This is a genomic window from Methylocella sp. CPCC 101449 (assembly GCF_031921685.1).
Lineage (GTDB): Bacteria > Pseudomonadota > Alphaproteobacteria > Rhizobiales > Beijerinckiaceae > Terripilifer.
In genome coordinates, this window is the sequence record NZ_JAPDHU010000001.1 from 70151 (window position 1) to 95966 (window position 25816).

24 protein-coding genes are annotated in these 25816 nt (G+C 61.3%); 16 read left to right on the forward strand and 8 right to left on the reverse strand.

The window, feature by feature from the left end; translation table 11 throughout:
- On the reverse strand, nt 1-1644 hold the full coding sequence (gene pgi, locus OIM99_RS00315; RefSeq protein ID WP_311848290.1) for a glucose-6-phosphate isomerase: 1644 nt from the start codon (nt 1642-1644) through the stop codon (nt 1-3).
- A 180-nt stretch (nt 1645-1824) separates the two neighbouring features.
- Between pgi and OIM99_RS00320 the strand changes: the two genes are divergently transcribed.
- Complete coding sequence (locus OIM99_RS00320) at nt 1825-3636, forward strand: ATP-binding cassette domain-containing protein (RefSeq protein WP_311848291.1); 1812 nt, start codon at nt 1825-1827, stop codon at nt 3634-3636.
- A gap of 101 nt (nt 3637-3737) precedes the next feature.
- Here OIM99_RS00320 and OIM99_RS00325 read toward each other — a convergent pair whose 3' ends face one another.
- Nucleotides 3738-4823 (reverse strand): alpha/beta hydrolase, encoded by a 1086-nt coding sequence (locus OIM99_RS00325; protein WP_311848292.1) that lies wholly within the window; start codon nt 4821-4823, stop codon nt 3738-3740.
- 136 nt (nt 4824-4959) lie between these two features.
- Here OIM99_RS00325 and OIM99_RS00330 point away from each other — a divergent pair, with 136 nt between their 5' ends.
- Nucleotides 4960-6792, forward strand: a complete 1833-nt coding sequence (locus tag OIM99_RS00330; RefSeq protein ID WP_311848293.1) for an ABC transporter ATP-binding protein — start codon at nt 4960-4962, stop codon at nt 6790-6792.
- Nucleotides 6793-6814: 22 nt separating this feature from the next.
- On the opposite strand, the gene OIM99_RS00335 is transcribed toward OIM99_RS00330, so the two are convergent.
- The 3 genes from OIM99_RS00335 to OIM99_RS00345 form a co-directional block, all read right to left on the reverse strand.
- Entirely contained in the window at nt 6815-8059 is a 1245-nt protein-coding gene (locus tag OIM99_RS00335) for a hypothetical protein (protein ID WP_311848294.1), read from the reverse strand.
- 148 nt (nt 8060-8207) lie between these two features.
- Nucleotides 8208-8630, reverse strand: coding sequence for an alternative ribosome rescue aminoacyl-tRNA hydrolase ArfB (arfB, locus tag OIM99_RS00340; protein ID WP_311848295.1), 423 nt, complete (start codon nt 8628-8630; stop codon nt 8208-8210).
- Between the two features lie 22 nt (nt 8631-8652).
- A complete protein-coding gene (locus tag OIM99_RS00345; protein WP_311848296.1) occupies nt 8653-8970 on the reverse strand; it encodes a non-heme iron oxygenase ferredoxin subunit in 318 nt (105 codons plus the stop codon).
- 223 nt (nt 8971-9193) lie between these two features.
- On the opposite strand from OIM99_RS00345, the gene OIM99_RS00350 reads away from it, so the two are divergent.
- From OIM99_RS00350 to OIM99_RS00365, 4 genes are all read left to right on the forward strand, one after another.
- On the forward strand, nt 9194-10276 hold the full coding sequence (locus OIM99_RS00350; RefSeq protein ID WP_311848297.1) for a HoxN/HupN/NixA family nickel/cobalt transporter: 1083 nt from the start codon (nt 9194-9196) through the stop codon (nt 10274-10276).
- Nucleotides 10277-10442: 166 nt separating this feature from the next.
- Nucleotides 10443-11315, forward strand: a complete 873-nt coding sequence (locus tag OIM99_RS00355; protein WP_311848298.1) for an SDR family NAD(P)-dependent oxidoreductase — start codon at nt 10443-10445, stop codon at nt 11313-11315.
- A gap of 31 nt (nt 11316-11346) precedes the next feature.
- Entirely contained in the window at nt 11347-12471 is a 1125-nt protein-coding gene (locus OIM99_RS00360) for an LLM class flavin-dependent oxidoreductase (protein WP_311848299.1), read from the forward strand.
- Between the two features lie 45 nt (nt 12472-12516).
- The gene (locus OIM99_RS00365; protein WP_311848300.1) at nt 12517-13305 is read left to right on the forward strand and encodes an alpha/beta fold hydrolase; all 789 of its coding nucleotides are present in this window, start codon (nt 12517-12519) and stop codon (nt 13303-13305) included.
- 15 nt (nt 13306-13320) lie between these two features.
- On the opposite strand, the gene OIM99_RS00370 is transcribed toward OIM99_RS00365, so the two are convergent.
- Complete coding sequence (locus tag OIM99_RS00370; RefSeq protein WP_311848301.1) at nt 13321-14190, reverse strand: fumarylacetoacetate hydrolase family protein; 870 nt, start codon at nt 14188-14190, stop codon at nt 13321-13323.
- A 404-nt stretch (nt 14191-14594) separates the two neighbouring features.
- On the opposite strand from OIM99_RS00370, the gene lepA reads away from it, so the two are divergent.
- Together lepA and OIM99_RS00380 are read left to right on the forward strand one after the other, a co-directional pair.
- On the forward strand, nt 14595-16400 hold the full coding sequence (gene lepA, locus OIM99_RS00375) for a translation elongation factor 4 (RefSeq protein WP_311848302.1): 1806 nt from the start codon (nt 14595-14597) through the stop codon (nt 16398-16400).
- Between the two features lie 61 nt (nt 16401-16461).
- Nucleotides 16462-16869, forward strand: coding sequence for a cupin domain-containing protein (locus tag OIM99_RS00380; RefSeq protein WP_311848303.1), 408 nt, complete (start codon nt 16462-16464; stop codon nt 16867-16869).
- Here OIM99_RS00380 and OIM99_RS00385 read toward each other — a convergent pair.
- Entirely contained in the window at nt 16866-17717 is an 852-nt protein-coding gene (locus tag OIM99_RS00385; RefSeq protein ID WP_311848304.1) for an NAD(P)-dependent oxidoreductase, read from the reverse strand. The genes OIM99_RS00380 and OIM99_RS00385 overlap by 4 nt on opposite strands.
- A gap of 201 nt (nt 17718-17918) precedes the next feature.
- Between OIM99_RS00385 and OIM99_RS00390 the strand changes: the two genes are divergently transcribed.
- The 8 genes from OIM99_RS00390 to OIM99_RS00425 all read left to right on the forward strand — a co-directional run bounded on the left by OIM99_RS00390 (nt 17919) and on the right by OIM99_RS00425 (nt 25353).
- On the forward strand, nt 17919-18740 hold the full coding sequence (locus OIM99_RS00390; protein WP_311848305.1) for an SDR family NAD(P)-dependent oxidoreductase: 822 nt from the start codon (nt 17919-17921) through the stop codon (nt 18738-18740).
- A 19-nt stretch (nt 18741-18759) separates the two neighbouring features.
- A complete protein-coding gene (locus tag OIM99_RS00395; RefSeq protein ID WP_311848306.1) occupies nt 18760-19947 on the forward strand; it encodes a mandelate racemase/muconate lactonizing enzyme family protein in 1188 nt (395 codons plus the stop codon).
- Nucleotides 19948-20022: 75 nt separating this feature from the next.
- A complete protein-coding gene (locus tag OIM99_RS00400) occupies nt 20023-21123 on the forward strand; it encodes an amidohydrolase family protein (protein WP_311848307.1) in 1101 nt (366 codons plus the stop codon).
- Between the two features lie 27 nt (nt 21124-21150).
- Nucleotides 21151-22212 (forward strand): amidohydrolase family protein, encoded by a 1062-nt coding sequence (locus OIM99_RS00405; RefSeq protein WP_409371455.1) that lies wholly within the window; start codon nt 21151-21153, stop codon nt 22210-22212.
- A gap of 2 nt (nt 22213-22214) precedes the next feature.
- Nucleotides 22215-22634, forward strand: coding sequence for a Rieske (2Fe-2S) protein (locus OIM99_RS00410; protein WP_311848309.1), 420 nt, complete (start codon nt 22215-22217; stop codon nt 22632-22634).
- Between the two features lie 240 nt (nt 22635-22874).
- Nucleotides 22875-23837 carry a tripartite tricarboxylate transporter substrate-binding protein gene (locus tag OIM99_RS00415; protein ID WP_311848310.1) on the forward strand — a complete coding sequence of 321 codons (963 nt, stop codon included), beginning with the start codon at nt 22875-22877 and terminating at the stop codon, nt 23835-23837.
- A 46-nt stretch (nt 23838-23883) separates the two neighbouring features.
- Nucleotides 23884-24165 carry a YciI family protein gene (locus tag OIM99_RS00420; protein ID WP_311848311.1) on the forward strand — a complete coding sequence of 94 codons (282 nt, stop codon included), beginning with the start codon at nt 23884-23886 and terminating at the stop codon, nt 24163-24165.
- A 216-nt stretch (nt 24166-24381) separates the two neighbouring features.
- Entirely contained in the window at nt 24382-25353 is a 972-nt protein-coding gene (locus OIM99_RS00425) for an AraC family transcriptional regulator (RefSeq protein WP_311848312.1), read from the forward strand.
- 66 nt (nt 25354-25419) lie between these two features.
- On the opposite strand, the gene OIM99_RS00430 is transcribed toward OIM99_RS00425, so the two are convergent.
- The gene (locus OIM99_RS00430) at nt 25420-25806 is read right to left on the reverse strand and encodes a RidA family protein (protein WP_311848313.1); all 387 of its coding nucleotides are present in this window, start codon (nt 25804-25806) and stop codon (nt 25420-25422) included.
- Nucleotides 25807-25816: the final 10 nt, after the last annotated feature.

Below are 25816 nucleotides of genomic sequence, written 5' to 3' on the forward strand. Positions count from 1 at the left end.
CTATCCCTTGGCCAGCGCGCGGCGATAACCGATCAAGCCCTCCGTCGAAGCATCGAGGCCATCAGTCGATTTCGACGGATCGGCGACGATGGGCGCTAGGCGATTGCACAATTCCTTGCCGAGCTCGACGCCCCATTGGTCGAAGGCGTTGATGTCCCACACCACCGATTGCACGAAGATCTTGTGCTCGTAGAGCGCGATCAGACGGCCCAAAGTGCGCGGATCAAGACGCTTGTACATGATGGTCGTGGTCGGACGATTGCCGGCGAAGACCTTGTGCGGTGCCAGTTTCGCGATATGAGCCGCATCGAGCCCCTGTTTCTGCAAAATGGCTTCGACCTCGGCACGCGAGCGCCCGCGCATCATCGCCTCGCTCTGCGCCAGACAATTGGCGACCAGCAGATCGTGATGATGCGCATCGGCATCGATGGGTTCGGCCGCGACCATGAAATCGACGGGAATGATGTCGGTGCCCTGATGCAGCATCTGGAAGAAGGCATGCTGGCCATTGGTGCCGGGCTCGCCCCAGATGACTGGCGCCGTCGGATGCGCCACCGGCGCCCCGGAGCGCGTCACCGACTTGCCGTTCGATTCCATATCGAGCTGTTGCAGATAAGCGGAAAAACGCCCCAGGCGCTGATCGTAGGGAATGACCGCCTGCGAGCCATAGCCCCACAGATCGCGATACCAGATGCCGATGAGCGCCATCAGCACGGGAATGTTGCGCTCCAGCGGCGTCTCGACGAAATGCGTATCGACGTCATGGGCGCCACGCAGGAAAGCTTCAAAGTGATCGCGGCCGATGGCGATGGCCAGCGACAGGCCGATGGCCGCCCAGATCGAATAGCGGCCGCCGACCCAATCCCAGAAACCGAACACGCGCTCCGGCTTGATGCCGAATTTGGCGACGAGATCGAGCTTTGTGGACACGGCGGCGAAGTGATCGCCGACGGCGGCTTCACCGAGCGACTGCGCGATGACGGCACGCGCCGAAGCGGCATTGGTCATCGTCTCCTGGGTGGTGAAGGTTTTTGAAGAGACGATGAAGAGCGTGCGCGCGGGATCGAGCGTCTTCAACGTATCGGCAAGATCGGCGCCGTCGACGTTGGAAACGAAATGCGTGCGCGGGCCTTGGCCGCGAAAGGGCGACAAAGCGCGCGCCGCCATAGCGGGACCAAGATCGGAACCGCCAATGCCGATGTTCACCACATCGGTGAACGGTTTCCCGTTGGCGGCACGGATCGCGCCGCTGCGGATCTGTTCGGCGAAATTGAGAAGTTTCTCGCGTTCGGCGACCACGTCGCCCATGACATCGCGGCCATCGATCATCACCGGTCGGCCCGAGACGTTGCGCAGCGCCATATGCATGGCGGCACGGTCCTCGGTGAGATTGACATGCTCACCGGCAAAGAGCGCCTTGCGACGTCCCTCCACATCGGCGGCGCGCGCCAGAGCGAACAGCTTTTCCATGGTCTCGCCCGAGACCCGGTGCTTGGAATAATCGAACAGCAGGTCGTCGAGCCGCGCGTGGAAATTCTGGAAGCGCCCCGCGTCCTTGAACAGGTCGGCGATATGGACGTTCTCCATCCCACTTTTATGCGCCTTGAGGGCGGCGAAAGCGGCGGCGGTTGACTGCTCGGCCATAAACTCTTCTCCAGACACGCTTCTGCGGCGAATCGCGGCAGAGTAGAGACTACCGCCGCAACAATTGATGAACGAGGAACCGGCCAGAGGGCGCCAGGGTTCCCAAAGATAATGGAAGGGTTTCATCCCAGGCGAAAGCGCGCTACGGACTGCGCGGAATTCAATCCAGCAGATGAAATTATGGCCGCGCCCCCGCTTCTCCTCCTGCAAGACATCCGCCTGACGATCAGCGGCAAACCGCTGATCGAGGGGGCCGAACTGTCGGTGGCGCCGGGCGAGCGGCTGGCCCTGGTGGGGCGTAACGGCTCGGGCAAATCGACTTTGCTCCGCATCGCCGCCGGCGAATTGGAGCCCGATGGCGGCAACAGGTTCTTCCAGCCGGACGCCACGGTGCGCTATTTGCCGCAGGAGCCGGACCTGTCGGCCTTCGACACGGTGCTGGCCTATGCGGAAGCGGGCCTTGGCCCGGCCGACGATCCCTACCGCGCCCGCTATCTTCTCAACGAGCTGGGCCTGACGGGTGACGAAAACCCGGCACATCTCTCCGGCGGCGAAGCCCGCCGCGCCGCCCTGGCGCGGGTGATCGCCGCCGAACCAGACATTCTGCTGCTCGACGAGCCGACCAACCATCTCGACCTTCCGGCGATCGAATGGCTGGAAAAGACCCTGCGCACCTCCCGCTCCGCGCTCGTGCTCATCAGCCATGATCGCCGCTTTCTCGAAACCCTGACGCGCGCCACCGTCTGGCTCGATCGCGGGCGCACGCGCCGGCTCGAAAAAGGGTTCGGCGCTTTCGAAGCCTGGCGCGACGAAATGCTCGAACAGGAAGAGCTCGAACTGCACAAACTCGACCGACGCATCGAGAACGAAGAACATTGGGTGCGCCACGGCGTATCGGCGCGGCGCAAGCGCAACGTACGCCGCATGGGCCGCCTGCAAGATCTGCGGCAGGAACGGCGCGACGCCCGCAAGGTCGTCGGCACGGTGAAGATGGAAGTCACCCAGGCGCAGCTTTCCGGCAAGCTCGTCATCGAGGCTGAGCGCATCGGCAAGAGTTTTGGCGAACGCGCCATCGTGCGCGACTTTTCCACGCGCATCATGCGCGGCGACCGGCTCGGCGTCGTCGGTGCCAATGGTGCGGGCAAGACGACGCTGATCAAAATGCTGATCGGCGAACTGCCTCCCGACGAAGGCAAAGTGACACTCGGCGCTAATCTCGAAATCGCCACGCTCGACCAGCGCCGCGTCATGCTGCAACCGGACTGGACGGTGAAGGATGCGTTGACGGGCGGTGGCGGCGATTGGGTCGACGTCAACGGCCAGCGCAAGCATTTCGCCGGCTATATGAAGGACTTTCTGTTCCAGCCGGAACAGGCGCGCACGCCCGTGACGCGTCTGTCCGGCGGCGAACGCGGCCGCCTGATGCTGGCACGCGCCTTGTCGCTGCCCTCAAACCTGCTGGTGTTAGACGAACCGACCAACGATCTCGATCTCGAAACACTCGACCTGCTGGAAGAGCTGGTTGCCGATTATCCCGGCACGGTCATCGTCGTCAGCCACGATCGCGATTTTCTCGATCGTGTCGCCACGTCGGTGGTGGTGAGCGAAGGCGACGGCCGTTGGCTCGAATATGCGGGCGGCTATTCCGACATGATCGCGCAACGCGGCTATGGCGTTGGCGGCGAAGCGCCGGTGGCGAAGGAAGCCAAGCCGAAAGCCGAAGTTGCGGCAGCCGCTGCGCCATCGGCTTCGAAGAAGCGCCTTTCCTTCAAGCAAAAACATGCGCTGGACACTTTGCCCAAACGCATGGACGAAAACCGTGCTTTGCAAGCGAAGCTGCAAAAGGAACTCGACGATCCCTCGCTCTATGCGCGCGATCCGAAACGCTTCGACCAGGCGTCACAGGCCTTCGCCAAAGCGGGCGAAGAACTGGCGGCGATGGAAGACGAATGGTTGGAGCTGGAAATGCTGCGCGAGGAGATCGAGGGCTAGAGCAAATCACGTTTCGATAGAAACGTGATTTTGCCTAGATTCTCTTATATTTGGACGCGTCTTCATGGCGCTCGACTAAGTCGAGCTGTGAAACGCTATTGTCAGCTTTTTTCCAGCCACTCCGCCACCACGCCGGCAATCTCATCGGAATTCTTCTCGATCATGAACATGTGGCCGTTGCCCTTGATGCCACGGTCGGCAAGGTAAATGTGATCGAGCTTCACGCCGGCCTGGCGCAGAAAGATCGTCGTGCAGTGATCGTAAGGCGCGTGATAGGACGCCTCCGCCGTCAGCATGAGGATTTTCACTTTCGCCAGATGAGGCAATTGCCGCGCCGGTTCCTGCTGGCTCCAGCAGCGCACGCAATCGGGCCGTGACGGCGCGGCCTCCTGCACATAGTCCAATCGCTCGTCGTCGCCCAACGGCGGCTCCCAGGTGAGTTGCACGTCGCCAAGCCCGGAAATCTTGTAACGCCCTTCATCGGCGAACCAATGGGGCGCACCGAGATTGGCGACGTCGCGCAGCGGCGGGCCGTTCGGCTCGAGCGCCACCAACGCGGCGACGAGATCAGGCCGGCGGTCGGCAACCACCCAGCCGAAGGCGCCGGACTGGGAATGCACCATGAGGACGGCCGGGCCGATGCGCTCGAACAGAGCGATCAGCGCGGCGCTGTTGAGACGCTGCTGCTCGGCATAGTCGGCAAGCGAGGGCGTCTGCGTGGCGATGAAGGCGTCATAATGCGTCTCGCCCGCCGCCGCCTCGCCCGGCCACTGGCTGTGCAGACGCGCCTGCGGCCAATGTTCGAATCGACTGGGTGCGGCAAAACGCCGGTCGGCGAATTCCCTGTCGAGAGGCGCCAACGGCCCCTGCACATCGGGGTGCCAGGGCGAACGTCCCCGCGCCACCTGATCGACCACGTAAACCGCATGGCCCCGGCGCAGGAAATACTGCGCCCAGCCCTCGCGGCCATCGGGCGTGCCGGTCCAATTGGTGCCGTTCTGCTGGCCACCATGCACCATCACAATCGGATGAGGCGCCTTAAGCTCTTGAGGAATCTGGTATTCGACATACATCTGGCCGACGAAAGGGGCGCCGGCAGAGCCATCACGATAGGCGCCGCCGGCATAAAAATAGCCTTGTTTGGCGATCACAAGCGGCTCTCTGTCCACCGTTTTCGGCCCTGCCATGGTTTCCTCCAATATGATTTGTGCGACATCCTACCCGGCCTGTTCCCGACGGGAAGCACTTGCCAAAACACTTGCTCCCTCAACCCCCAGCCGGTAACCCACGCCCATGTCTTCGACCGGCCCGACGAAATCCGCCGTGGATCCCTGGCTCCATTCCGACACCACGAGCATGCTGACGCGGCTGTTCCGCGATCACGGACGCCAGCATATCGGCTCCTATCTGCTAGCGGCGGTCCTGCTGTCGGTCGGCGCCGGTGCCACCGCGCTCTCCGCCTATCTGTTGAAGCCGGTGCTGAATGGCATCGTCGATGGCGAGAAATTCCATGAGCTGCGGCTGCTCGCCTGGGCGGTGTTCGGCCTGTTCGCCGCGCGCGGCCTCGCCACCTATCTCTCGCTCATCGTTCTGTCACGCACCGGCAATCGCATCATCGCCGAAGTGCAGGCGCGCCTGTTCAACCACCTGCTGTTGCAAGACATGCGCTTCTTCCATGACCGGCATTCGTCGGATTTCATGACGCGCATCGCACAGGCGCCGAATTCCGTGCGCGACACGCTGCAAGCGCTGATCACCGCTTTTGGCCGCGAGCTTCTGACTTTGATCGGCCTGATCTGCGTGATGTTCGTGCAGGATCCGATGCTGGCCGCGTTGTCGCTTTTGACCTTGCCGGCCGCGGCGTTGCTGCTCGGGCGGATGATCGGCAAGGTGCGCAAATTCGCCCGCCGCTCCTTCATGGGCAATTCGCAAATTCTCGAGACGATGCAGGAGACCGTGCAAGGCAGCCGCATCGTCAAATCGTTCAATCTCGAAGACACGATGCGCGGCCGCATGGCAAAATCGATCCGCGAGGTCGAGCGCTCGATGAACCGCGTCGCCGCCGGCATGGCCGCATCGAGCCCGATCGCCGATGCGCTGGCGGGCTTTGCCATCGGCGCGGTGATTTTCTACGGCAGTTGGAAAGTGACCGTGCAAGGCGCCGATGCCGGCTCCTTCTTTTCCTTCGTCGCCGCTCTTCTGATGGCCTATGAGCCGGCGAAACGGCTGGCGCGCCTGAAGCTCGAAATTCAGAACGGCCTGGTCGGTGCCAAGCTCGTTTATGAAGTGCTCGACCGGCCGGCGAACGAAGCGCCGCAACCGGGCCTGCCGAAACTGCAGGTCGGTGCCGGACGCATCGAAAGCGAGGACGTGCGCTTCAGCTATCGCGAAGACGAGGACGTGCTGAGCGGCCTCACTTTGACCGTCGAACCCAATGCCACCACGGCACTGGTTGGTCCGTCCGGCGGCGGCAAGTCGACGATCATTGCCTTGCTGCAACGGTTCTACACGCCGAATTCAGGCCGCATCCTCATCGACGGCCAGGACATCGACAAGGTCGATCTCGCGTCGCTGCGCGCGCAGATCGCTTTCGTCTCGCAGGATGTCTTCCTGTTCCGCGGCACGATCCACGAGAATATCGCGCTGGGCCGCATCGGCGCGACCGAAGACGAGATCATCGCGGCCGCCAGGAAAGCCCATGCGCATGATTTCATCATGGGCTTCAGCAGCGGCTATCAAACCAATGTCGGCGAGCATGGCGCGCAATTGTCGGGCGGCCAAAAGCAACGCATCGCCATCGCGCGGGCCATTCTCAAGAACGCGCCGATCATCCTGCTCGACGAGCCGACGGCGGCACTCGACTCCGAGTCGGAACGCGAAGTGCAAAAGGCGCTGGAGGAAATGCGCATAGGCCGCACCACCTTGGTGGTGGCGCATCGCCTGCAAACGATCATCAATGCCGACCGCATCTATGTGATCGAAAAGGGCCAGGCGGTGGAGTCGGGCACCCACAGCCAGCTCATCAACGCCAATGGCACCTATCGCGCCTTCTTCGCCTCGCAGTTCGGTGAAGGTGTCGAAAGCTTCAAGGCGTTTTCCAGCGAAGCGGGTGCCGTCTCGCGTGACGACGCCACGTCCAAACAACGATCCAGATAAAACTGTCTGTCTAATCGAAGGCTTAAACGCGCGGCCGCCCCGGTGCGTCCGGCATCACGCGCGCCGCCGGCCGCGCCAAACGCGGATGGGCATTGATCACGCAGGTGAAGCTGATCGTCGAAATGCAGATCAGGGTGATCCACCAGATCTGCATGGTCGCCAGGCCTGAGAAGGCGACGACCAGAATGCAGACGATGCCCGCCAGCATGAAGGACGCGGCCGGCACCGGCAAACGGCCGGCAGCCAAGAGGCCGAGCGAGACGAACAGCGCCGTGGCGACCGCGCCGACGATGCCGAGGTCGTACCAGACTTCGAACAGCAGGCTGCGCGGCGTGAACACCGGCAGATAGCCCGACGCCAGGCCACGCACCGTCATGTCGAAGCCATGACCGGTTAGCACCCGCCAGCCTTCCATGCGGATCAGCTCCGCCCACAGGAAATAGGGCTGCGCCCAGATGGCAACGGCCGGCGGCAGGCGGCCGGCCAGGAAATGCTGGGCGAACAGCGCCAAAGCCGGCGCCAATAGGATCAGGCCGGCGCAGATGACGACGAGAATTTTCGAGACGCGGCGCGGATTGGACGAGCCGATCGAGAAAACCAGCGCCGACACCACCATGGCGGTTAGGGCCGCCGGCACCCATACGACCGTGGCCGCGCCCGCGGTGGCCACAGCGAGCGCACCGGCCGAGGCCCAGCGCTCACGCACCGCCAGGGCGCCCAGCGCCGGCCAGACCAGGACGACCAGGCCGAGCGCCGCCCGCTCGATGGACGTGCCTTCCGGATCGGGCAGTTCCCGCAGCTCCGGCGGCAGCGCGATGGCGACGGCGATGGTCGCCAGCGCGGCGATACCAACGCCGATCGGCATCAGATTGAGGTTGGAGGTGCGGGTGCGGCCCGGCAGCATGAAAATGGCCGCCACGGCGAGCGCCACCGTCGCCGCCGTCTTGCCATAGCGTTCGAGCGCCAGGGCTTGGAACGGCGTCCAGAGCAGCGAAAGGGCGGCCCAGGCCAGCAGCAGCACCAGCGCCTGGACCACGGGGGAGAACATCACCTGCCGGGACGGCAGGAGGGCATGGCGGCCGGGCGCCAGCAGCGCGCCGAGCAGAATCATCGCGACGCCGACCGGCACCAGCGTGAACAGCAGACGACGCGAATAGATGGCCCCCGTCGGCACGACGATGAGAATGATCGCCAACCCAAGCCTCAGCATCAATTGCGCGGCTTCGGCGGCAAAATCGGCCTGCTGGGGGCGGGCTGTGGCGGGCATGACGTCGACTGTCGGACCGTGTTCGGAATAAACTGCAGTTTCGCGACGCCGAAACGTCACATGGATGACTTTACACAGCTTGGTGGCCGGGCACTGTGCGATTGCGGCAACAGTCGTGGCAAAAGCGCAACGTGATCCGTGACTTCTGTCAATCGTCCTTAACTGGCGTGCGGCGCAGCGATTTTCGCCGCGAATCCAGTTTTTTGCCGTCAAGCCGGCGGCGCTTGGACGCCAAAGTAGGACGGGTCGGCCGCCGCGGGATGGGCGCGATGGAGGCTTCCCTGATCAGAGCGCATAGCCGCTCCAACGCATCGGCACGATTGAGTTCCTGGGTGCGGAACCGATCGGCACTGAGCACCAGCACGCCATCACGGGTGATCCGGCGCCCGCCGAGGGTCACAAGGCGTTCCCTAACGTCGTCGCTCAGGCTTGGCGACTGGGCGACATTGAAGCGCAATTGGACGGCGCTCGCCACCTTGTTGACGTTCTGCCCACCCGGGCCGGAGGCACGGACGAAATTCAGCTCGATCTCGCTGTCTTCGAGAACGATGGAGCGGGTGACGCGGATCATGCCAGGCCCACTCCTCTGCTGATCAGGCCAAAACGGCGAACACCTCATCGCCGACGATCTTCACTTCATAGGTCTTCAGCGCGACGCTGCAAGGGGCCTGCCGGGGTTCGCCGGTGGGAATGTGGAACGTACCGAAATGCATGGCGCATTCGATCTCATCATCGACGATCTCGCCCTCCGAAAGGCTGGAGAGGCCATGGGTGCAGCGATCCGAGGTCGCGTAAAACTGCCCATTGAGGTTGTAGACGCAGATATCGCCGTCTTCGCCGGCCACCTGCTTCTTTTCGCCCGGCGCCAATTCATCCTGCCGGCACAGCAACACCAAATTCGGTTCAGACACTGTTTCCTCCGGTTATTGTGGGTTCCGCCCCGCTTAATGAGCGCCGCTGCCGCTGGCAAGCCTGCCTAGCCTCTGGCCTCGATGCTTCTTGCTTGCATGGTTCCTGCATGAACTTTCATGCAGATTGACGGGGCCAAATGTCCTCCCTATAGCCCTGTTACGCAGTTTTTGGCCGTTCCTCATAACATCGGGCGGCCCGGTCCTGGGATGGAGACCACGGAAGATGACGTTGGCGACGAGCCCGACCAAAGGGATAGCCAGCCGGCTGGCAAGCGAGCCCAAGCACGGGCTGCGCCAGCGCCTCATTCTTCTCTACAGCGTACTCCTGACCGCCAATGTCGCCGCCTGGCTCTGGGCCTTCGCGGTTTTCCGCGATCAGCCTGTCATGCTCGGCACGGCCTTCCTGGCCTATGTGCTGGGCCTGCGCCACGCAGTGGACCCCGACCACATCGCCGCCATCGACAATGTCACCCGCAAACTGCTGCAAGAGGGCGGGCGGCCGGCCACCGTCGGCTTCTGGTTCGCGCTCGGCCATTCGACCGTCGTCATCCTCGCCTGTCTCGTCATCGCCTTCCTGGCATCGGGCGCCAACGGGCTGATGGACGAATTCCGCGACATCGGCTCGCTGATCGGCACCACGGTCTCGTCGCTGTTCCTGCTCGTCATCGGCATCGCCAATCTTGCCATTTTCATCGGCGTGTGGCGGACCTTCCGCAATGCCAAGCGGACGGGTCGATACCGCGAAGAGGATCTCGACGCCATCGTTGGCCGGCACGGTTTCCTGTCGCGTCTGCTGCGGCCGCTGTTCTCGCGCATTTCCAAAAGCTGGCACATGTACCCGCTCGGCTTTCTGTTTGGCCTGGGCTTCGATACGGCGACCGAAATAGGCCTGTTCTCCTTGGCCGCGGCCAATGCCGCCAATGGCGTATCGCTCTCGACGGTGATGGTGTTTCCGGTGCTGTTCGCGGTGGGCATGGCGCTGGCCGATGCCACCGATGGCGCGCTGATGCTCGGCGCCTATGAATGGGCTTACGTCAATCCGATCCGCAAACTGTTCTACAATCTGGTGATCACCGGCCTCTCAGTCTTCATCGCTCTGGTGATCGGCCTGGTGCAGGGCGTCGGACTGATCGCCGAAAAGCTGGAATTGAGCGGCGCCTTCTGGAGCGATCTGGCGGCCCTGCGCGATCACTTCGACATTCTGGGCTTCATCATCGTCGGCCTCTTCATCGCCATCTGGGCGATTTCAGCGCTCGTCTACAAGCTCGGCGGCTACGACTCGATCGAGCTTGAAAAGGAAGCCTGAGCGGCTGCAATTTCGAACATCTTTCAGATCAGAGTGGGCGCCTGCCCCGTTCATCTGCGATGTCCTCATGCGCGCTATGGTCCAGCGGCATGGACAAGCGCCGCCCGATTGACCATAAGTCCGTCAATATCAGCCAGACTGAAAAAGGCTGGCGGCGGGAGGACGTATGCAGAATTTCCAGGGCAAGACGGCTTTCATCACGGGTGCGGGATCAGGCATCGGCCTTGGCATGGCGCGCGCCTTTGCCCGCAACGGCATGAACATCGTTTTGTGCGACATCCGCCGTGATGCGCTCGACGATGCCTTGGCGCAAGTAAACAAGCTTGGGGCGCAAGCCATCGCCATCGAAGTCGATACCTCCGTGCGTGCCTCCGTCGATGCCGCCACGCAACAAGCCATCGACGCGTTCGGCAAGGTGCATATCCTGTGCAACAACGCCGGCATTTCCATGCATGGCGTGCCAATCGAAAAACTCCCCGTTCGCGACTGGGAATGGGTGATGGGCGTCAACATCAATGGCGTCATCCACGGCTTCCAGAATTTCATCCCGCACATGCGCGACCATGGCGAGGAGTGCCATATCGTCAACACCGCCTCGATCGGCGGCTTCCGCATCCAGCCGGGCTGGGACACAGGCCCCTATTCGATGACGAAATATGCGGTCGTGGCTTTGTCGGAGGCGCTGGAGCAGGATCTCGACGGCAGCAATATCGGCGTCTCCGTGCTTTGCCCCGCCGCGGTCAAGACCGGCATCTTTCTCTCCGGCCGCGCCCGCCCCGACCGCATGGGCGGCTCATTCAAGCGGCAGGAGAGCGAACAGTTCTCGCATCTCCTCAACGAAGGTTTCGAGCCCGACGTGGTTGGCCGGCGCGTGTTGCGCGCCATCCGCAAGGGCGAATTCTTCATCTTCACCCATCTGTGGCCGCGCGAACTGATCCAAGCGCGCCACGATCGGGTGCTACGGGCTTTCGACGATACGCAAGCGTGGATGGACGAAGAAGGCATCGTCAACGAAGAACAAGCCCCGAAACAGAGCTGAAACCCGCACTCTTTCAACAACGGACCCGACGATGCATTTCTCCTTCTTTCATCTCATGCCCTGGACCGAACTCGACGAAGCGCCGACACAATGGCCGGCACGCAATGCGCCGTTCCGTCCGGAGCGGGGCACTGAGCTCTACGACACCTATCTCGGCACCATGGCGCATGCGGAAGCCTGCGGCTTCGACTGGGTCGGCGCCAACGAGCATCATTTCTCGCCCTACAGCCTGATGGCGAACTGCAATCTCGTCGGCGCGGCGATGACCCAGCGCACCAAGTCGATCAAGCTCGCCATGCTGGGCAATCTCCTGCCTTTGCTCAATCCGGTCCGCGTCGCCGAAGAGTATGCGATGCTCGACGTGATGAGCGGCGGCCGTCTGGTGGCTGGCTTCGTGCGCGGCATTCCGCATGAATATATCGCCTACAATGTCGCGCCCGATGAATCACGCGGCCGCATGCGCGAAGCGCTCAACATCATTCTGCGCGCCTGGACGGAACCCGAGCCTTTCGGTTGGGAGGGCGAGTTCTATCAGTATCGCGCCATTTCCATCTGGCCTAAGCCACGGCAGACGCCACATCCCCGCATTCTGATGTCGGCGAGCAATCTCGAATCGGCGCAATTCGTCGGCGAGTTCCCTTCCATGGTGGGCCTCACGCTGGTCAGCGATCTCGATGTCGCCCGTTCCATCATCGACGGCTTTCTTGAAAGCGCCCGCGCCCATGGCCGCACACCTAGCCCAGAAGATATTCTCGTCGGCCAGCAGACCTGCATCGCCGAAACGGACGAAGAAGCCGAAGAGATCATGGCGAAAGCGCTCGCCTATTTCCATGGCGTGCTGATGCGCCCGCAGCAGGATGCGCAGCGCATCGTCATTCAGAAAACCCGCTTCTTCGGCCAGGAAGGCGCCGGCGACTATTTCATGAAGCGTCTGCAGACCTTGAAAGGCCGCACCATCAAGGAGCAGATTGAGGCGGGTTCGATTCTCTGCGGCAGCCCGCAAACCGTCGTGAAACAGATCAAACGCCTGCGGCAGCATCTCGGCGCCGCGCACATCAATATGAACATGAAGCTCGGCAACATGCCCGACACGGCCGTCATCAAGGGCATGGAACTCTTCCGTGACAAAGTTTTGCCGGAAGTCCGTGCACTCTGAACCCATGATTTTGACAGTAAACAGAATTTGGAACAGGATTTCGAAGTGACCGATATTTCCTTCACCGAACGCGATGTCGCCCTTTCGAGCGGCTCGCTGCACGTGCGCACCGCCGGCAAAGGCCGTCCGCTCGTTCATTTGCACAGCGCGGCCGGGCCGCGCGTATCAGGCGTGATCGAAGCGCTTGCCGATCATCATCTGGTTCATGCGCCCACCCTGCCGGGCTTTGACGGCACGGCGAAACATGATTCGGTGACGACGATCGCCGACCTCGCCAATCTCGTCGCCGAGTTCATCGAAAAAGAATGCGATGGCGAAGCCGATATTGTCGGCGAAGGCCTCGGCGGTTGGGTCGGGCTGTGGGTCGCGGTGCGCCACCCTGGCCTCATCGGCCAATTGGTGCTCGAAGCTCCGGCCGGACTACGCCGCACCGATCTGATCGCTCTCCCGGCCAATATCGACGAGCGATTGAAGCTCCTTCATGCCGTCACCGCCAATATTCCAGCGGAGACGCGCGCACCGCAGATGCTGCAGGACAATCGCAAGGTGCTGCAGGATTATATCCAGGGCGTCGATTTCGACGAGGCCTTGGTGCAGCGGCTCGGCGAGATCAAATCCCGCGCGCTCATTCTGATGGGCGCCCTCGACAAGATTATCCCGCGCGAAACCGGCCATATCCTCAAGGCTGGGCTGCCGCAGTCACATCTGACTTATATCTGGGGCGCAGCACATGCGATCGAATTCGATCAGCCGCAGCGCACCAGCGCGATCGTTCTCGACTTCCTCGATCGCGGCGAAAGCTTTTTGGTTCGTCAGGCGGCACCCGCCGCCTGACACCAACAAAGCGAGTTACTTAACAGCGACGTTCATCTCGCCGATCTTCTCGATCCAGCAATGCATGACGTTGCCAGACTTGACCTCGCTCACGCCTTCGGGCGTGCCGGTCATGATGATGTCGCCGGGATAGAGCGAGTAGATGGCCGAGGCTCGGACGATCAGATCGCGGACGTCGACGACCAGGTCCTTGGTATTGGCGCGCTGGCGCACTTCGCCATCCACCTCGATGCCAAACTCCAGCGCATCGGGATCGGGAATTTCATCTGATGTCACGAGCCAGGGGCCGAGCACCGAATAGGTGTCTGCGGACTTACGCCAACTGCGGTCTTCCGTGCCGCGCACCACCATGTCGAGGCCAATGGCATAGCCAGCAACATGATCGAGCGCCTTGTCGCGCGAAATGTTCTTGCCGCCCTTGCCGATGATCAAGGTCAGTTCGATCTCGTGGTCGTTGCGCCGATCAGGCCAATGCAATTCGACCTTTTGGCCAGCACCGATGAGGCCGGTTTGCGACTTGAGGAAGAGGCCCATTTTATCGATTGGCGTGGCAAAGCCTTCAAAGGTCGGCATGTGGACGCCGTGATGGATCGCCGGGTCGTGCGCTTCCTTCGCATGCAGCAGATAGTTGACTGGCGCGGCAATGACACGCGGCGGATTGGCCACGGGCGCGTCAAGCTTGATGGATTTCAGCGGGATCGACTTCGCCGTCTTCGCCGCTTCGCGCATGGCGGGCAGCAGCTTGTCGAGATTGGCGATGAACTGATCGCCGATCGGAACCGGCCAGCGCAGCGGCGGCAAAGCCTCCAGCACGCTCGTCACGTCACGAACGGTGTCGCCCTCGACGACACCCAGGCGGCCATTGTCAAAACGGCAGATTTTCATGGTTTCGCTCTTTCCCGAATAGGCGCGTCACGGCCTGCAAGACCCGGCGCCGATGTGCTGCCGGTAGCGAATCGGTTCGACTTTTGCAAGGCAGGCACACACGAGAACGGCCTGCGGCACAGACGTCGGTGCAAAATGGGGAGGGTATTTTCATCTGCCGTGTATACACGATGCCGCGATCGGGAAATGATCGCCGTGGGTCACGCGCGGCATCCATACCCTGCCTGTCCAAATCGCGATTGTCGCAGCGGCGGAAAAAATTTCGCCCTTATGCGCGATTCAGCCCAAAAAATCGGCTCTTAAAGTAAAGGTCAAGTCTCGATTCGCACGGAATTCGCGCTCCCGCGCCAACTGCACGCCGCAGCCTCTTTCCCGGCTGGTTAACGGGTGGTATCCCCCGCCCCATGACCACCCATAGAATCGAAAATATCCGCAACTTCTCGATTGTCGCGCACATCGACCATGGCAAATCGACCCTCGCCGACCGGCTGATTCAGACCACCGGGACGATGGCCGAGCGCGACATGGTCGAACAGGTGCTCGATTCCATGGATATCGAGCGCGAACGCGGCATCACCATCAAGGCGCAGACCGTGCGGCTCGAATATCGGGCCAAGGACGGCAAGGATTACGTCCTCAATCTGATGGACACGCCGGGCCACGTCGACTTCGCCTACGAAGTGTCACGTTCGCTCGCCGCCTGCGAGGGATCTCTGCTAGTGGTCGACGCCTCCCAGGGCGTCGAGGCGCAGACGCTTGCCAATGTCTATCACGCGCTTGATGCCGGCCATGAAATCGTGCCGGTGCTCAACAAGGTCGATCTGCCGGCGGCGGAACCCGATCGGATCAAGGAGCAGATCGAGGATGTCATCGGCCTCGATGCGTCCGACGCGGTGCCTATTTCAGCCAAGACCGGCCTCAACATCGATCTGGTGCTGGAAGCCATTGTCACCCGCCTGCCGCCGCCCAAAGGCGACGACAAGGCGCCGCTGAAAGCTTTGCTCGTCGACAGCTGGTATGACCCCTATCTCGGCGTCGTCGTGCTGGTTCGCATCATCGATGGCGTGATGAAGCGCCATCAGAAGATCAAGATGATGGGCACCGACGCCCATTACGAAGTCGAGAAGATCGGCGTCTTCAGGCCGAAGATGCAGGACGTGGCCCAGCTCGGCCCGGGTGAGATCGGCTTCATCACGGCGCAGATCAAACAGGTCGCCGACACGCGTGTCGGCGACACGATCACCGAAGAACGGCGCGAGACGGCGGAAGCCCTGCCCGGCTTCAAGCCGGCGCAACCGGTGGTGTTCTGCGGTCTGTTCCCGGTCGATGCGGCCGACTTCGAAGATCTGCGTGCCGCCATGGGCCGCCTGCGGCTCAACGACGCCAGCTTCTCCTTCGAAATGGAATCCTCCGCCGCGCTCGGCTTCGGCTTTCGCTGCGGCTTCCTGGGCCTCTTGCATCTGGAGATCATCCAGGAGCGGCTGCACCGCGAGTTCAATCTCGATCTGATCGCGACGGCGCCAAGCGTCATCTACAAGATCCATATGAACGACGGTGAAGTGATCGAACTGCACAACCCCGTCGACATGCCCGACGTGGTGAAGATCGACACCATCCATGAGCCGTGGATCAAGGCGACGATCCTGACGCCCGATGATTATCTCGGCTCCGTGCTGAAACTGTGCCAGGAGCGGCGCGGCGTGCAGGTCGACCTGTCTTATGTCGGCAAGCGCGCCATGGTCGTCTATGAGCTGCCGCTCAACGAAGTGGTGTTCGACTTCTACGATCGGCTGAAATCGATCTCGAAGGGCTATGCCAGCTTCGACTACCAGATCACCGACTATCGCGAGGGCGACCTCGTGAAAATGTCGATCCTGGTCAATGCCGAACCGGTCGATGCGCTCTCGATGCTGGTGCACCGCAGCCGCGCCGAAATGCGCGGACGCGTGATGGTGGAGAAGCTGAAGGAGCTGATCCCGCCGCACATGTTCCAGATTCCGATCCAGGCGGCCATCGGCGGCAAGATCATCGCCCGCGAAACCGTGCGCGCGCTGCGCAAGGACGTGACGGCGAAGTGTTACGGCGGCGACGTCACCCGCAAGCGCAAGCTGCTCGAAAAGCAGAAAGAGGGCAAGAAGCGCATGCGCCAGTTCGGCAAAGTGGAGATTCCGCAGGAAGCCTTCATCGCCGCCTTGAAGATGGATAGCTGATCGGCCTGTCATCCTTGGCGATGATCGTGTTAGCGTGTCCCTAACAGAAGGACACCACCCCATGATCATCCGCCCGCTCGGTTCCATCCCCTCCGTCCGCGCCCCGGCTTCCTATTTCACCGGCACGGTGTGGCAGGATCCGATCATCGAGGCACCGGAGCCGGCGGCGCAGCGGGCCGTGCGCGTCGGCTTCGAGCCAGGCGCGCGCACCGCCTGGCACACCCATCCGCTTGGCCAGACCTTGTTCATCACCTCAGGCTTCGGCCTGGTGCAGGTGTGGGGCGGCGTGGTGCGCGAAGTGCGCGCCGGCGATGTCATCTATTTCGCGCCGGAAGAGAAACATTGGCACGGCGCTTCGCCCACGATCCGCATGGAACATATCGCCATGCAGGAAGCCAAGAACGGCAAGCATGTCGACTGGCTCGAACATGTCACCGACGAGCAATATGCGGTGAAGCCCAGCGTTTAGTTACCGTTGGCGCTTTTCTTCTCCTCGAACGGGAAATGCTCCTCGCGTTCGATCTTGATGCCCTTGATCACTTCCTTGGCCGTGCCGGTGAGCGGCAGGCTGACGCGCAGCCGATCGGCCTCGGCCAAGGCAATCATCATGTCGCGTTCGGCCGAGGGCATGCCGTAGCGCTGCGCCTGCGTCTCCAGCGCCCAATTCGAGGCGCTGCTGTCGAGCAGCATCTCGCGCATGATCACACCATCGACGCCATACTGGTCGCCCAGTTTGAAGCCTTCGTGATTGGCGGAGACGCAGCTCCACAGGATGAGATTGTTGACCATCTTGCCGACCTGACCGGCGCCGACGTCACCCAGGCGGTAGATCGAACTGGCGAAGGTGGAGAAGGCTTTCCGGCAGGCGTCGAAGACGGCTTTTTCGCCGCCGCCGGTGATCAGCAGTTTGCCGGCCTCGGCCGGACGCTCACCACGGCAGATGGGGATATCGATGGGGATCAATCCGCTGTCGCGCAACCGCACGGCGAAGTGGATCATGCTCACGGGAGACGTGGTCGTGGCGATACCGACGATCGTTTCGGGTTTCGCCCGCGCGACTACGCCATCGGGTCCGAACAGAACCCTTTCGACATCGCTCTCTTCCGCGACCAGAACGATGACGAGATCGGCCTCGACGACAGCCTGTCCGGGTGTGGGCGCGATGGCGATCCCTTTGCAGGCTGCCGACTTGCAGGCCTTGGGATCCACATCGAAGCCAGAGACGACGAATCCGCCATTGAGCAAGTGGCGTGAAATTGGATTGCCCATCTTGCCCAGGCCGATCACCGCGACATTTTTGATGTTGCGTGGCGCCATGCGTATCGTTTCCACCCATTTGGCCAGTGCCCAATGCGCTGGCTTTCTTTGTTGGGCAATACTGTCGCCACGCCGCCGTGACCTTGTCAATGGATGGCAGCCCCGACAAATGGTTGATGCTGAGGCCAAACCGGCGATTGGCGGGCGCTTGCTTTACGGCGAGGCCGCCGCCATCCTGCCGCCGAATTCATGGGAGGCGAGATGGCCAGAGTTGAAAATCTCTTTGCGGTAGAGGGCAAATCCATCGTTGTGACGGGCGCGGCCAGCGGTATTGGGCTGGCGATCGCCGAAGCCATGGCGACGAACGGCGCCAAGGTGACGATGGCCGACCGCGACGAGGCGGCGGTGAACCGGGAAGCCATGCGCCTGCGCGATGCCGGATATGCGACGAGCGCCATGACCGCCGACATCACCCAAGACGCCGATGTTCGCCGCCTGTTCGACAGCGTGATCGCCCGCGAAGGGCGGCTCGACGTGGTTTTCGCCAATGCCGGCATCAGCGGTGGTCCGGGTTTCCTACGCACCGACAATTCGCGCAATCCCGACACGGCTTTCGAGGCGATCGCCGATGAGCTGTGGGACCGGGTGATCGATACCAATGTTCACGGCGTCATCCGCACCCTGCGGGCGGCCATCCCGCAGATGAAGAAACAGGGCGGCGGCAAGATCGTCGTGACGAGTTCCATCTCCTCGATGAAGATCGAGCAATATGTCGGCTCGAGCTACGTGGTGTCGAAAGCGGCCGTCGGGCAGATCGTGCGCCAGGTCGCAATCGAACTGGCAGGCTATAACATCAACGTCAACGCGATAGCGCCAGGCCCGGCCATCACCAATATCGGCGGCGGCCGGTTGAAAGACGCGGCGGCGCGTGCGCCGTTCGAAAAGGTCAATCCGATGCATCGGGTGGCGACGCCGGAGGACATGCAGGGCGCCGCGCTGTTCCTCGCCTCGCGCGCCTCCGATTACATTACCGGCATTCATATCGTCATCGACGGCGGCCTGCTGCTGGGACAAGCTGATTAAAACAACATCGGGGGGAAACGTGAAGATCGTCAAACTGGAGCAGTTCCACGCCGACATGGGATGGCGGCCGGCTTCCTTTCTCAAGATCACCACCGACGAAGGCCTCGTCGGCTGGGCCGAATATGCGGAGAATTTCGGAGCCGGCGGCGTCAGCGATCTGCTGCGACGCTTCGAGCCGATCATCCAGGGTCTTGATCCAAGAGAAGTGGGCAAGATCACCGCTTCGCTGCAGGCGATCACGCGACTGGCGGCCGGTGGCCTGAACAATCAGGCCATCGCCGCCATCGAGAATGCCTGTCTCGACATCAAGGCGAAGGCGCTTGGCGTGCCTGTCTATGCGCTGTTCGGCGGACCGTTCCGCACGCGCCTGCCGGTCTATTGGTCTCATTGCGGCAGTTTTCGCGTCCGCTTCGCGGACCTCTTCGAAAAATGGGGCAAGCCACGGGTCGAAACCCTGGACGATCTCAAGACGCTTGGGCAAGAAGCGGTGGCGCGCGGCTTCAGCGCCATCAAGACCAATCCGCTGTTTGTCGAAAACGGCCGCCTGAAAATGTTCGAAGGCGGCTTCCGTCTCTATCCGAAACTGCTGGAACGCAACATCGACGGCGCTTTCATCGGTGCGATCACTGACATGCTCGCGGCCTTCCGCGAAGGCCTTGGCCCACAAACCGGACTGATGCTCGACATCAATTTCAGCCAGCGTACGGAGGGTTTCCTGCGCATCGCGCGCGCACTCGAACCGTTCGATCTCACCTGGTTCGAGATCGACATGCACGATCCGCAGGCGCTGGCGCATGTGCGCCGTTCGAGCCGGGTGCCCATCGCCTCGCTGGAATCGATCCATGGCTTAAGGGGATATCGACCCTATTTCGAAGAAGGCGCGGCGGATGTCGCCGTGGTCGACGTGCCATGGAATGGCTTGTGGGAATCCGTGCGCATCGCCACTTTGGCCGATGCCTATGAAGTGAACTGCGCGCCGCATAATTTTTATGGCACGCTCGCCAGCATCATGAGCGCGCATTTCTGCGCCGCCATCCCGAATTTCCGCATCATGGAACTTGAAGTGGACGACGTGCCGTGGCGGGATGAATTCGTCACCGTACCGCCCACGCTGGAAAAGGGCGAGTTCGTCCTGCCCACCGGGCCCGGCTGGGGCACGGAGGTGAACGAGGAGGCGCTGCGCGCCCGGCCCTGGCCGAAACGTTAGCGGGATGCAATTCGAGCGCGAACGCGCTAAAAGTATAAAAAAGCAGGTGCCGCGTCGCGCCCGGAGGAATGCGCCATGAATGTGAATGCGCCGAAAGCGCAGTTCAGGCCCAACAACAAGCTTGCACTGGTCGATTGCGACATCCATCCGCGCCTGCGCAAGCCGGAGGACCTGAAGCCCTATCTGTCGTCGCGCTGGTGGGACACGTGGCAGACCTATGGCCTGCGCAAGCGGCACGGTTTCGTCAAAGGCCACCCCTATCCAAAATCGCAACCGGGCGATGGCGCACGGCGCGATGCCTGGCCCACCAATGGCGATCCGGCCGGCAGCTCGCTGCCGCTGATGCAGGAGCAGCATCTCGATTATCACGGCGTCGACATCGGCATCATGAACCCGCTCTGGCCCGGGTCCGGCGACCAGAATCTCGATCTGTCCGCCGCGCTGGCCTCAGCGCACAACGATTGGCAGCTCGATCTGTGGCATGCCAAGGAGCCGCGCCTGCGCCCCTCCATCGTCGTGCCCTACGAACATATCGAGGCCTCGGTGGCGGAGATTCATAAGCGCGCAGCCAACAAGGCTTTCTGCCAGGTATTCCTCTTGAGCCGCACCAACGAGGCTCTGGGGCGCCGCAAATACTGGCCGATCTATGAAGCGGCCGTCGAACATAATCTGCCGATTGGCATTCACGTGTTCGGCTATTCCGGCATTCCGATTTCCAACTCTGGCTGGCCATCCTTCTATATCGAGGAAATGGCCGAGCATGGCACCGCCTGTTCGGCACTGATTTCCTCGATGATCATGGAAGGGCTGTTCGAGCGTTTCCCGACGTTGAAAGTGGTGATGATCGAAGCCGGTTTCGGCTGGGTGCCATCGCTTGGCTGGCGGCTCGACAAGCATTGGCAGAAGATGAGAGGCGAGGTCCCGCATCTGAAGCGGCCGCCGTCCGAATATCTGAAGCAGAACGTCTATGTGACGACGCAACCGATCGAAGAACCCGAGAAGCCGGAATATCTCGTCGATCTGATCGATTGGATCGGCTGGGACCGGGTGATGTTCGCCAGCGACTACGCCCATTGGGACTTCGACGATCCGGTTTTCGCCGTACCGCCGAACTGGAGCGAAGAACGCCGCCGCAAGCTGCGCTCGGAAAACGCCATGAGCGTGTTTCGCCTCTGACTTATTGCCCTTCCGGAGCCCATTCAGGTGAACCTGTCCGATATCCGCGCCATTGATTGCGACGTGCATCCCACCGTGCCGAGCATGCAGACACTGCTGCCTTATCTCAACGACCATTGGCGCGAAACGGTGATCGAACGCGAGATCACCACGCTCGATACGATCAGCTATCCACCCCTGGCGCCCCTCACGGCACGGGCCGACTTTCGCGATGAAAGGGGACGCGCCGGGCTCGATGCCGGTGAGGTCGGCCAGCAGGCGCTCGACAAATGGCAGGCGGATATCGCCATTCTGAACTGCCTTTATGGCGTGCAGCTCGTCTTCAACGAGGACATGGCGCAGGCGTTCGCGCGCGCGGTGAACGACTGGGTGGTGAAGGAATGGCTCGATCGCGATCCGCGCCTGCGTGCCTCCATCGTCGTGCCGCTGCAGAATGTCGAACATGCGGTCGATGAGATCGAGCGCTGCGCCGCCGACAAACGTTTCGTGCAAATCCTCGTGCTGTGCATGGGCGAGACGCCGCTGGGCCGCCGGCAATTCTGGCCGATCTATGCGGCGGCCGAGCGCCACAACCTGCCGCTCGGCATCCATGCCGGCAGCGCCTATCGCTATCCGGTGACGTCGCTCGGCTGGCCGACCTATTACGTCGAGGATTATGCGGCGCAGTCGCTCGGCTTTCAGTCGCAGCTCGCCAGCCTTGTCTGTGAAGGCGTCTTCGTCAAATTTCCGAAACTGAAAGCCGTGCTGATCGAATCCGGCGTCACCTGGCTGCCGGGTTTCGTCTGGCGATTGTCGAAATTCTGGCGCGGCGTGCGCGCCGAAATTCCGTGGATCGACCGCTCGCCCAATGAGATCGTGCGCGATCACTTCCGCCTGACGATCCAACCGCTCGATACACCCGACAACCCCGACATCGTGGCACGCGCGATCGAACATTTTCAGTCCGACGACATGCTGCTCTATTCGTCCGACTATCCGCATTGGCAATTCGACGGCGATGAGATCATGCCGCCTGGCATTCCCGCTAGCCTGCATCGGCGCATTCTCGTCGACAATCCGCTGGCCACCTACCCGCGGTTGGGGCTCTGACCATGGCCAAACATATCGTCGCCGCCGTGAAGGACCTGCCGCCGGGCAGCCGCAAACTGGTCGAGGTCAACAATCGCCAGATCGCCGTGTTCAACGTCAACGGCGAATTCCATGCGCTCGGCAATCGCTGCCCGCATGAGGGTGGCCATCTCATCGACGGCAAGCTTGTCGGTCTGGTGCAGTCGAAAATGCCCGGCGAATATTGCTATTCGCGCAAGGATGAACTGGTGAAATGCCCGTGGCATGGCTGGGAATTCGATCTACGCACGGGCCGCGCGCAATGCGACCCCAGCCGCGTGCGCGTCCGCCACTATGAAACGGCGGTCGTGCAAGGCGGCGAGATCGACCTCGATGCTCCACCGAAAGCGGCCGAGGTCTTCTCGGTGCGCGTCGAAGACGATTATGTCGTCGTGGAAGTCTGAGAGACGGCAGGCGTGAGGCGGCTTCATTGCCGCTGGCCCCGGAACAGGGCCAGCGTGGGACCTCGCGTTCAACTTCAACTTGGCAAATAAGAGATCAGACCGGCACGCCCCGGATTTAAGACGCCATATGTTTCGCCGCATCAAACGGATGCGGGGCGCGCTCAGCGGATTGCCGGCCGGCGGATCGCATCTACACTTCAATCCCAACTGAACCGCAGCTTCTGGGCGAAGGACGGATTGATGCGAAGTGTATTGTTGGCAGCCACTCTGCTCGCTGTAGTTTCAACGCCTTCTTTCGCGCAACCGTATCCAGCCAAGCCGGTACGCATCATCGTGGGATATGCGCCTGGCGGTGGAAACGACGTCATTGCCCGTCTCATCGCCAAGAAATTCCAGGAAGAAACCGGACAGCCGTTCGTGGTTGAGAATAAGGTCGGCGCGGATACGATTGTCGCAACCAGTTATGTCGCGAAATCGGAAGCCGATGGCCACACTCTTCTCGTCACCGGCATGGGCGGTTTTACCATCACGCCGACCATATACGGCGATCGTGTCACATATGATCCCCTGAAGGATTTCATCGCGGTTGGCACGGTGGCGAGATTTGCTTATGTGCTCGCCGTTAATACGTCGATCAAGGCAAAAACCACGGCGGATTTGATCGCCTATGCCAAAGCCAATCCCGATAAAATCAACTACGGGGACGCCGCACCCCCCACCCGTTTGGCAACGGAAATTTTTGCGAAGCAATCAGGCATCGTAGTTCATCGGGTACCCTACAAAGGAAGCGCCGCCAGTGCGCAGGCTCTTCTGGCGAATGACGTCCAGATGGTCATATCGGACGCAACCGCCTTGATCGCGCATCAAGGCGGTGGAGCGATCGATATTCTGGCCGTCACGAGCCGCGATCGATTGAAAATGATGCCCAATATTCCCGCCCTGGCCGAAACCCCATCGCTTGCCAATTTCGACTTTGACGCCTGGGTCGGCTTGTTCGCGCCGGCGGGAACAAACCCCGCCATCGTCACGCGATTGAACGAGATGATCAAGAAGATCGTTGGCCAGAGCGACGCCCGGGATCTCCTCACCAAGATTGGAGCCGAAGCGCTGACCGACACACCCGAACAGGCCTTCGAGCGCGTTAAACGTGACACCACGCAGAATTCGCTCGCCGCCAAAGCGCTCAATCTGTCGGCAAATTAGCAGGAACGATATTCCGTTGACTTATCATTGATAGGGAGAAGACGCCGTGTACGTGGTTGAGTTTCATAATCTGAAACCGAATGAAGAGGTCGACGAGAACCTCGATGAACACCGTGCATTCTTGGCCAAGCATGCCGCAGCGGGCGTGATCATCGCAGCCGGTCCCAAAATCCCCCGCACCGGTGGCATGATGATCATAGACAACATTTCGCGCGCACAGTTGGATGAGCTTCTCAGCCAAGACCCCTTTCTCAAAAGAGGCTCCGCGCGTTGTGAGGTGATCGAGTTCAAATCGAACTTTCGATGCCCTGGTCTTGATCATTCCTGATCATCCAAGCCAAGCGATGCTCCCTCCGGCCGAAACTGTTTTGGTCAAGCTAGAGAGGTCGTGCGGCGGCCCGCGTCTAAACAATTCGGTTGTAACCGTTCGGCTTCATCATATTCTCAGCATTGGCGAAGGCAGTTACATCCGTATATGGCCTGCTTTTTGCTAAGCCTTTGTTCGGGTCGTTGCCACCGGAGATGACTTGGAGAGGAAGCTGACGTGACAGCCGTGCCGCTAGCCCGACATCTTTTGTTCGCTTCGCAAGAGCTGGAGGAGACGCGGGAGCGCGTTGCGCGGATCTTCTGTGACCACAAACTCAGTTACGCTGGGCGAGGTCGCAAACTTTCCGCACGTCAGAATTTAGCCAAGTTGGGGCGTTTGGCGCTCAGTTATATCACCTATGGCGAACGTATTGATATCGATGCCGGCGAGCCGGGATCGTGCTTTCTCATTCATCGCGTTCAAACCGGGCGCTCCCGCATTCAGGTTGGAAGCCGATCCCTCGAAAATAACCGCGATATGGGATCCATCAGCTCCCCCTCTCGAACGCTACGGATGCAGTGGAGTGAGAATTGCGCGCATCTGGTGCTGAAAGTGGATCGCGCCATGCTCGAGCGGCACCTGACCGAGCTCTTGGGCGAAAGCATCACGCAGCCAATCGAGTTTCAGCCGGAAGTCGCGATGGAGAGCGGCTATGGCGCGAGCTATTGCCGCTTTCTCGATTTTATGGCGACGGAGCTTGATCGAGACGATTCCTTAGTCACCTCGCGCTTGGGCATCGGCCATATCGAGCAAATGCTCATGACGACACTCCTGACCCAGCAGCCCAACAACTACAGCGCCGCACTCTCCACACCGGAAAGCCCGGCGGCGCCGCGCCATGTTATTCGGGCGGAAGACTATATTCGGGCCCATGCCGACCAGGCCATTACCATTGGCGACTTGGCCGAAGCGGCAGGCGTGAAAGCGCGAACCTTGTTCGAAGGATTTCAACGCTTCCGGGGAACGACTCCTTTCGCCATGCTGAAAGCCGTTCGCCTCGAGAAAATACACGCCGAACTGAAAGCAGCGAGCCCCGGGACGAATGTCACGGACATTGCTGGCAAATGGGGTGTCGTTCACCTGGGAAGGTTTGCCCGGTCCTATCGCAACCGCTTCGGCGAACTGCCTTCTGAAACATTGCGAAACTAAGATCGTCTGATTTGAATTCGGGAGCCGACTCTAACCGGCTCCCATTCTTGCCCAGCTGTGCGACGCTCATTGATTTCCGATATAAGCGACCGCTTCGATTTCGACCAAGGCATCCCGCGGCAGGCGAGCCACCTCAACCGTTGATCGGGCGGGCGCACCATCTTTGAACGACGTCGCATAGACCTCGTTCATTCTGGCAAAGTCCTCCATATTTTTCAGGAACACCGTTGTCTTGACGACGGATGACAACGAGCCCCCACTCGCCCGCAGAATGGCTGCAAGGTTATCAAGGGATTGTTGGGTTTGCGCTTCCACACCATCGGGGAAAGCACCCGTCCCCGGATTGATGGGCAGTTGGCCCGATACGAAAACAAACCCGGCTACGCGTTTGGCTTGGACATACGGACCAATCGCCGGAGGCGCGTCAGCGGTCTCGATAACATCATTCTGCATCGCTTTTCCT

Coding starts and splice junctions, on each gene's coding strand:
- pgi (WP_311848290.1), bottom strand. CDS start 1,644: ATGGCCGAGCAGTCAACCGCCGCCGCTTTCGCCGCCCTCAAGGCGCAT.
- OIM99_RS00320 (WP_311848291.1), top strand. CDS start 1,825: ATGGCCGCGCCCCCGCTTCTCCTCCTGCAAGACATCCGCCTGACGATC.
- OIM99_RS00325 (WP_311848292.1), bottom strand. CDS start 4,823: ATGGCAGGGCCGAAAACGGTGGACAGAGAGCCGCTTGTGATCGCCAAA.
- OIM99_RS00335 (WP_311848294.1), bottom strand. CDS start 8,059: ATGCCCGCCACAGCCCGCCCCCAGCAGGCCGATTTTGCCGCCGAAGCC.
- arfB (WP_311848295.1), bottom strand. CDS start 8,630: ATGATCCGCGTCACCCGCTCCATCGTTCTCGAAGACAGCGAGATCGAG.
- OIM99_RS00350 (WP_311848297.1), top strand. CDS start 9,194: ATGACGTTGGCGACGAGCCCGACCAAAGGGATAGCCAGCCGGCTGGCA.
- OIM99_RS00355 (WP_311848298.1), top strand. CDS start 10,443: ATGCAGAATTTCCAGGGCAAGACGGCTTTCATCACGGGTGCGGGATCA.
- OIM99_RS00360 (WP_311848299.1), top strand. CDS start 11,347: ATGCATTTCTCCTTCTTTCATCTCATGCCCTGGACCGAACTCGACGAA.
- OIM99_RS00370 (WP_311848301.1), bottom strand. CDS start 14,190: ATGAAAATCTGCCGTTTTGACAATGGCCGCCTGGGTGTCGTCGAGGGC.
- lepA (WP_311848302.1), top strand. CDS start 14,595: ATGACCACCCATAGAATCGAAAATATCCGCAACTTCTCGATTGTCGCG.
- OIM99_RS00380 (WP_311848303.1), top strand. CDS start 16,462: ATGATCATCCGCCCGCTCGGTTCCATCCCCTCCGTCCGCGCCCCGGCT.
- OIM99_RS00385 (WP_311848304.1), bottom strand. CDS start 17,717: ATGGCGCCACGCAACATCAAAAATGTCGCGGTGATCGGCCTGGGCAAG.
- OIM99_RS00390 (WP_311848305.1), top strand. CDS start 17,919: ATGGCCAGAGTTGAAAATCTCTTTGCGGTAGAGGGCAAATCCATCGTT.
- OIM99_RS00400 (WP_311848307.1), top strand. CDS start 20,023: ATGAATGTGAATGCGCCGAAAGCGCAGTTCAGGCCCAACAACAAGCTT.
- OIM99_RS00410 (WP_311848309.1), top strand. CDS start 22,215: ATGGCCAAACATATCGTCGCCGCCGTGAAGGACCTGCCGCCGGGCAGC.
- OIM99_RS00415 (WP_311848310.1), top strand. CDS start 22,875: ATGCGAAGTGTATTGTTGGCAGCCACTCTGCTCGCTGTAGTTTCAACG.
- OIM99_RS00430 (WP_311848313.1), bottom strand. CDS start 25,806: ATGCAGAATGATGTTATCGAGACCGCTGACGCGCCTCCGGCGATTGGT.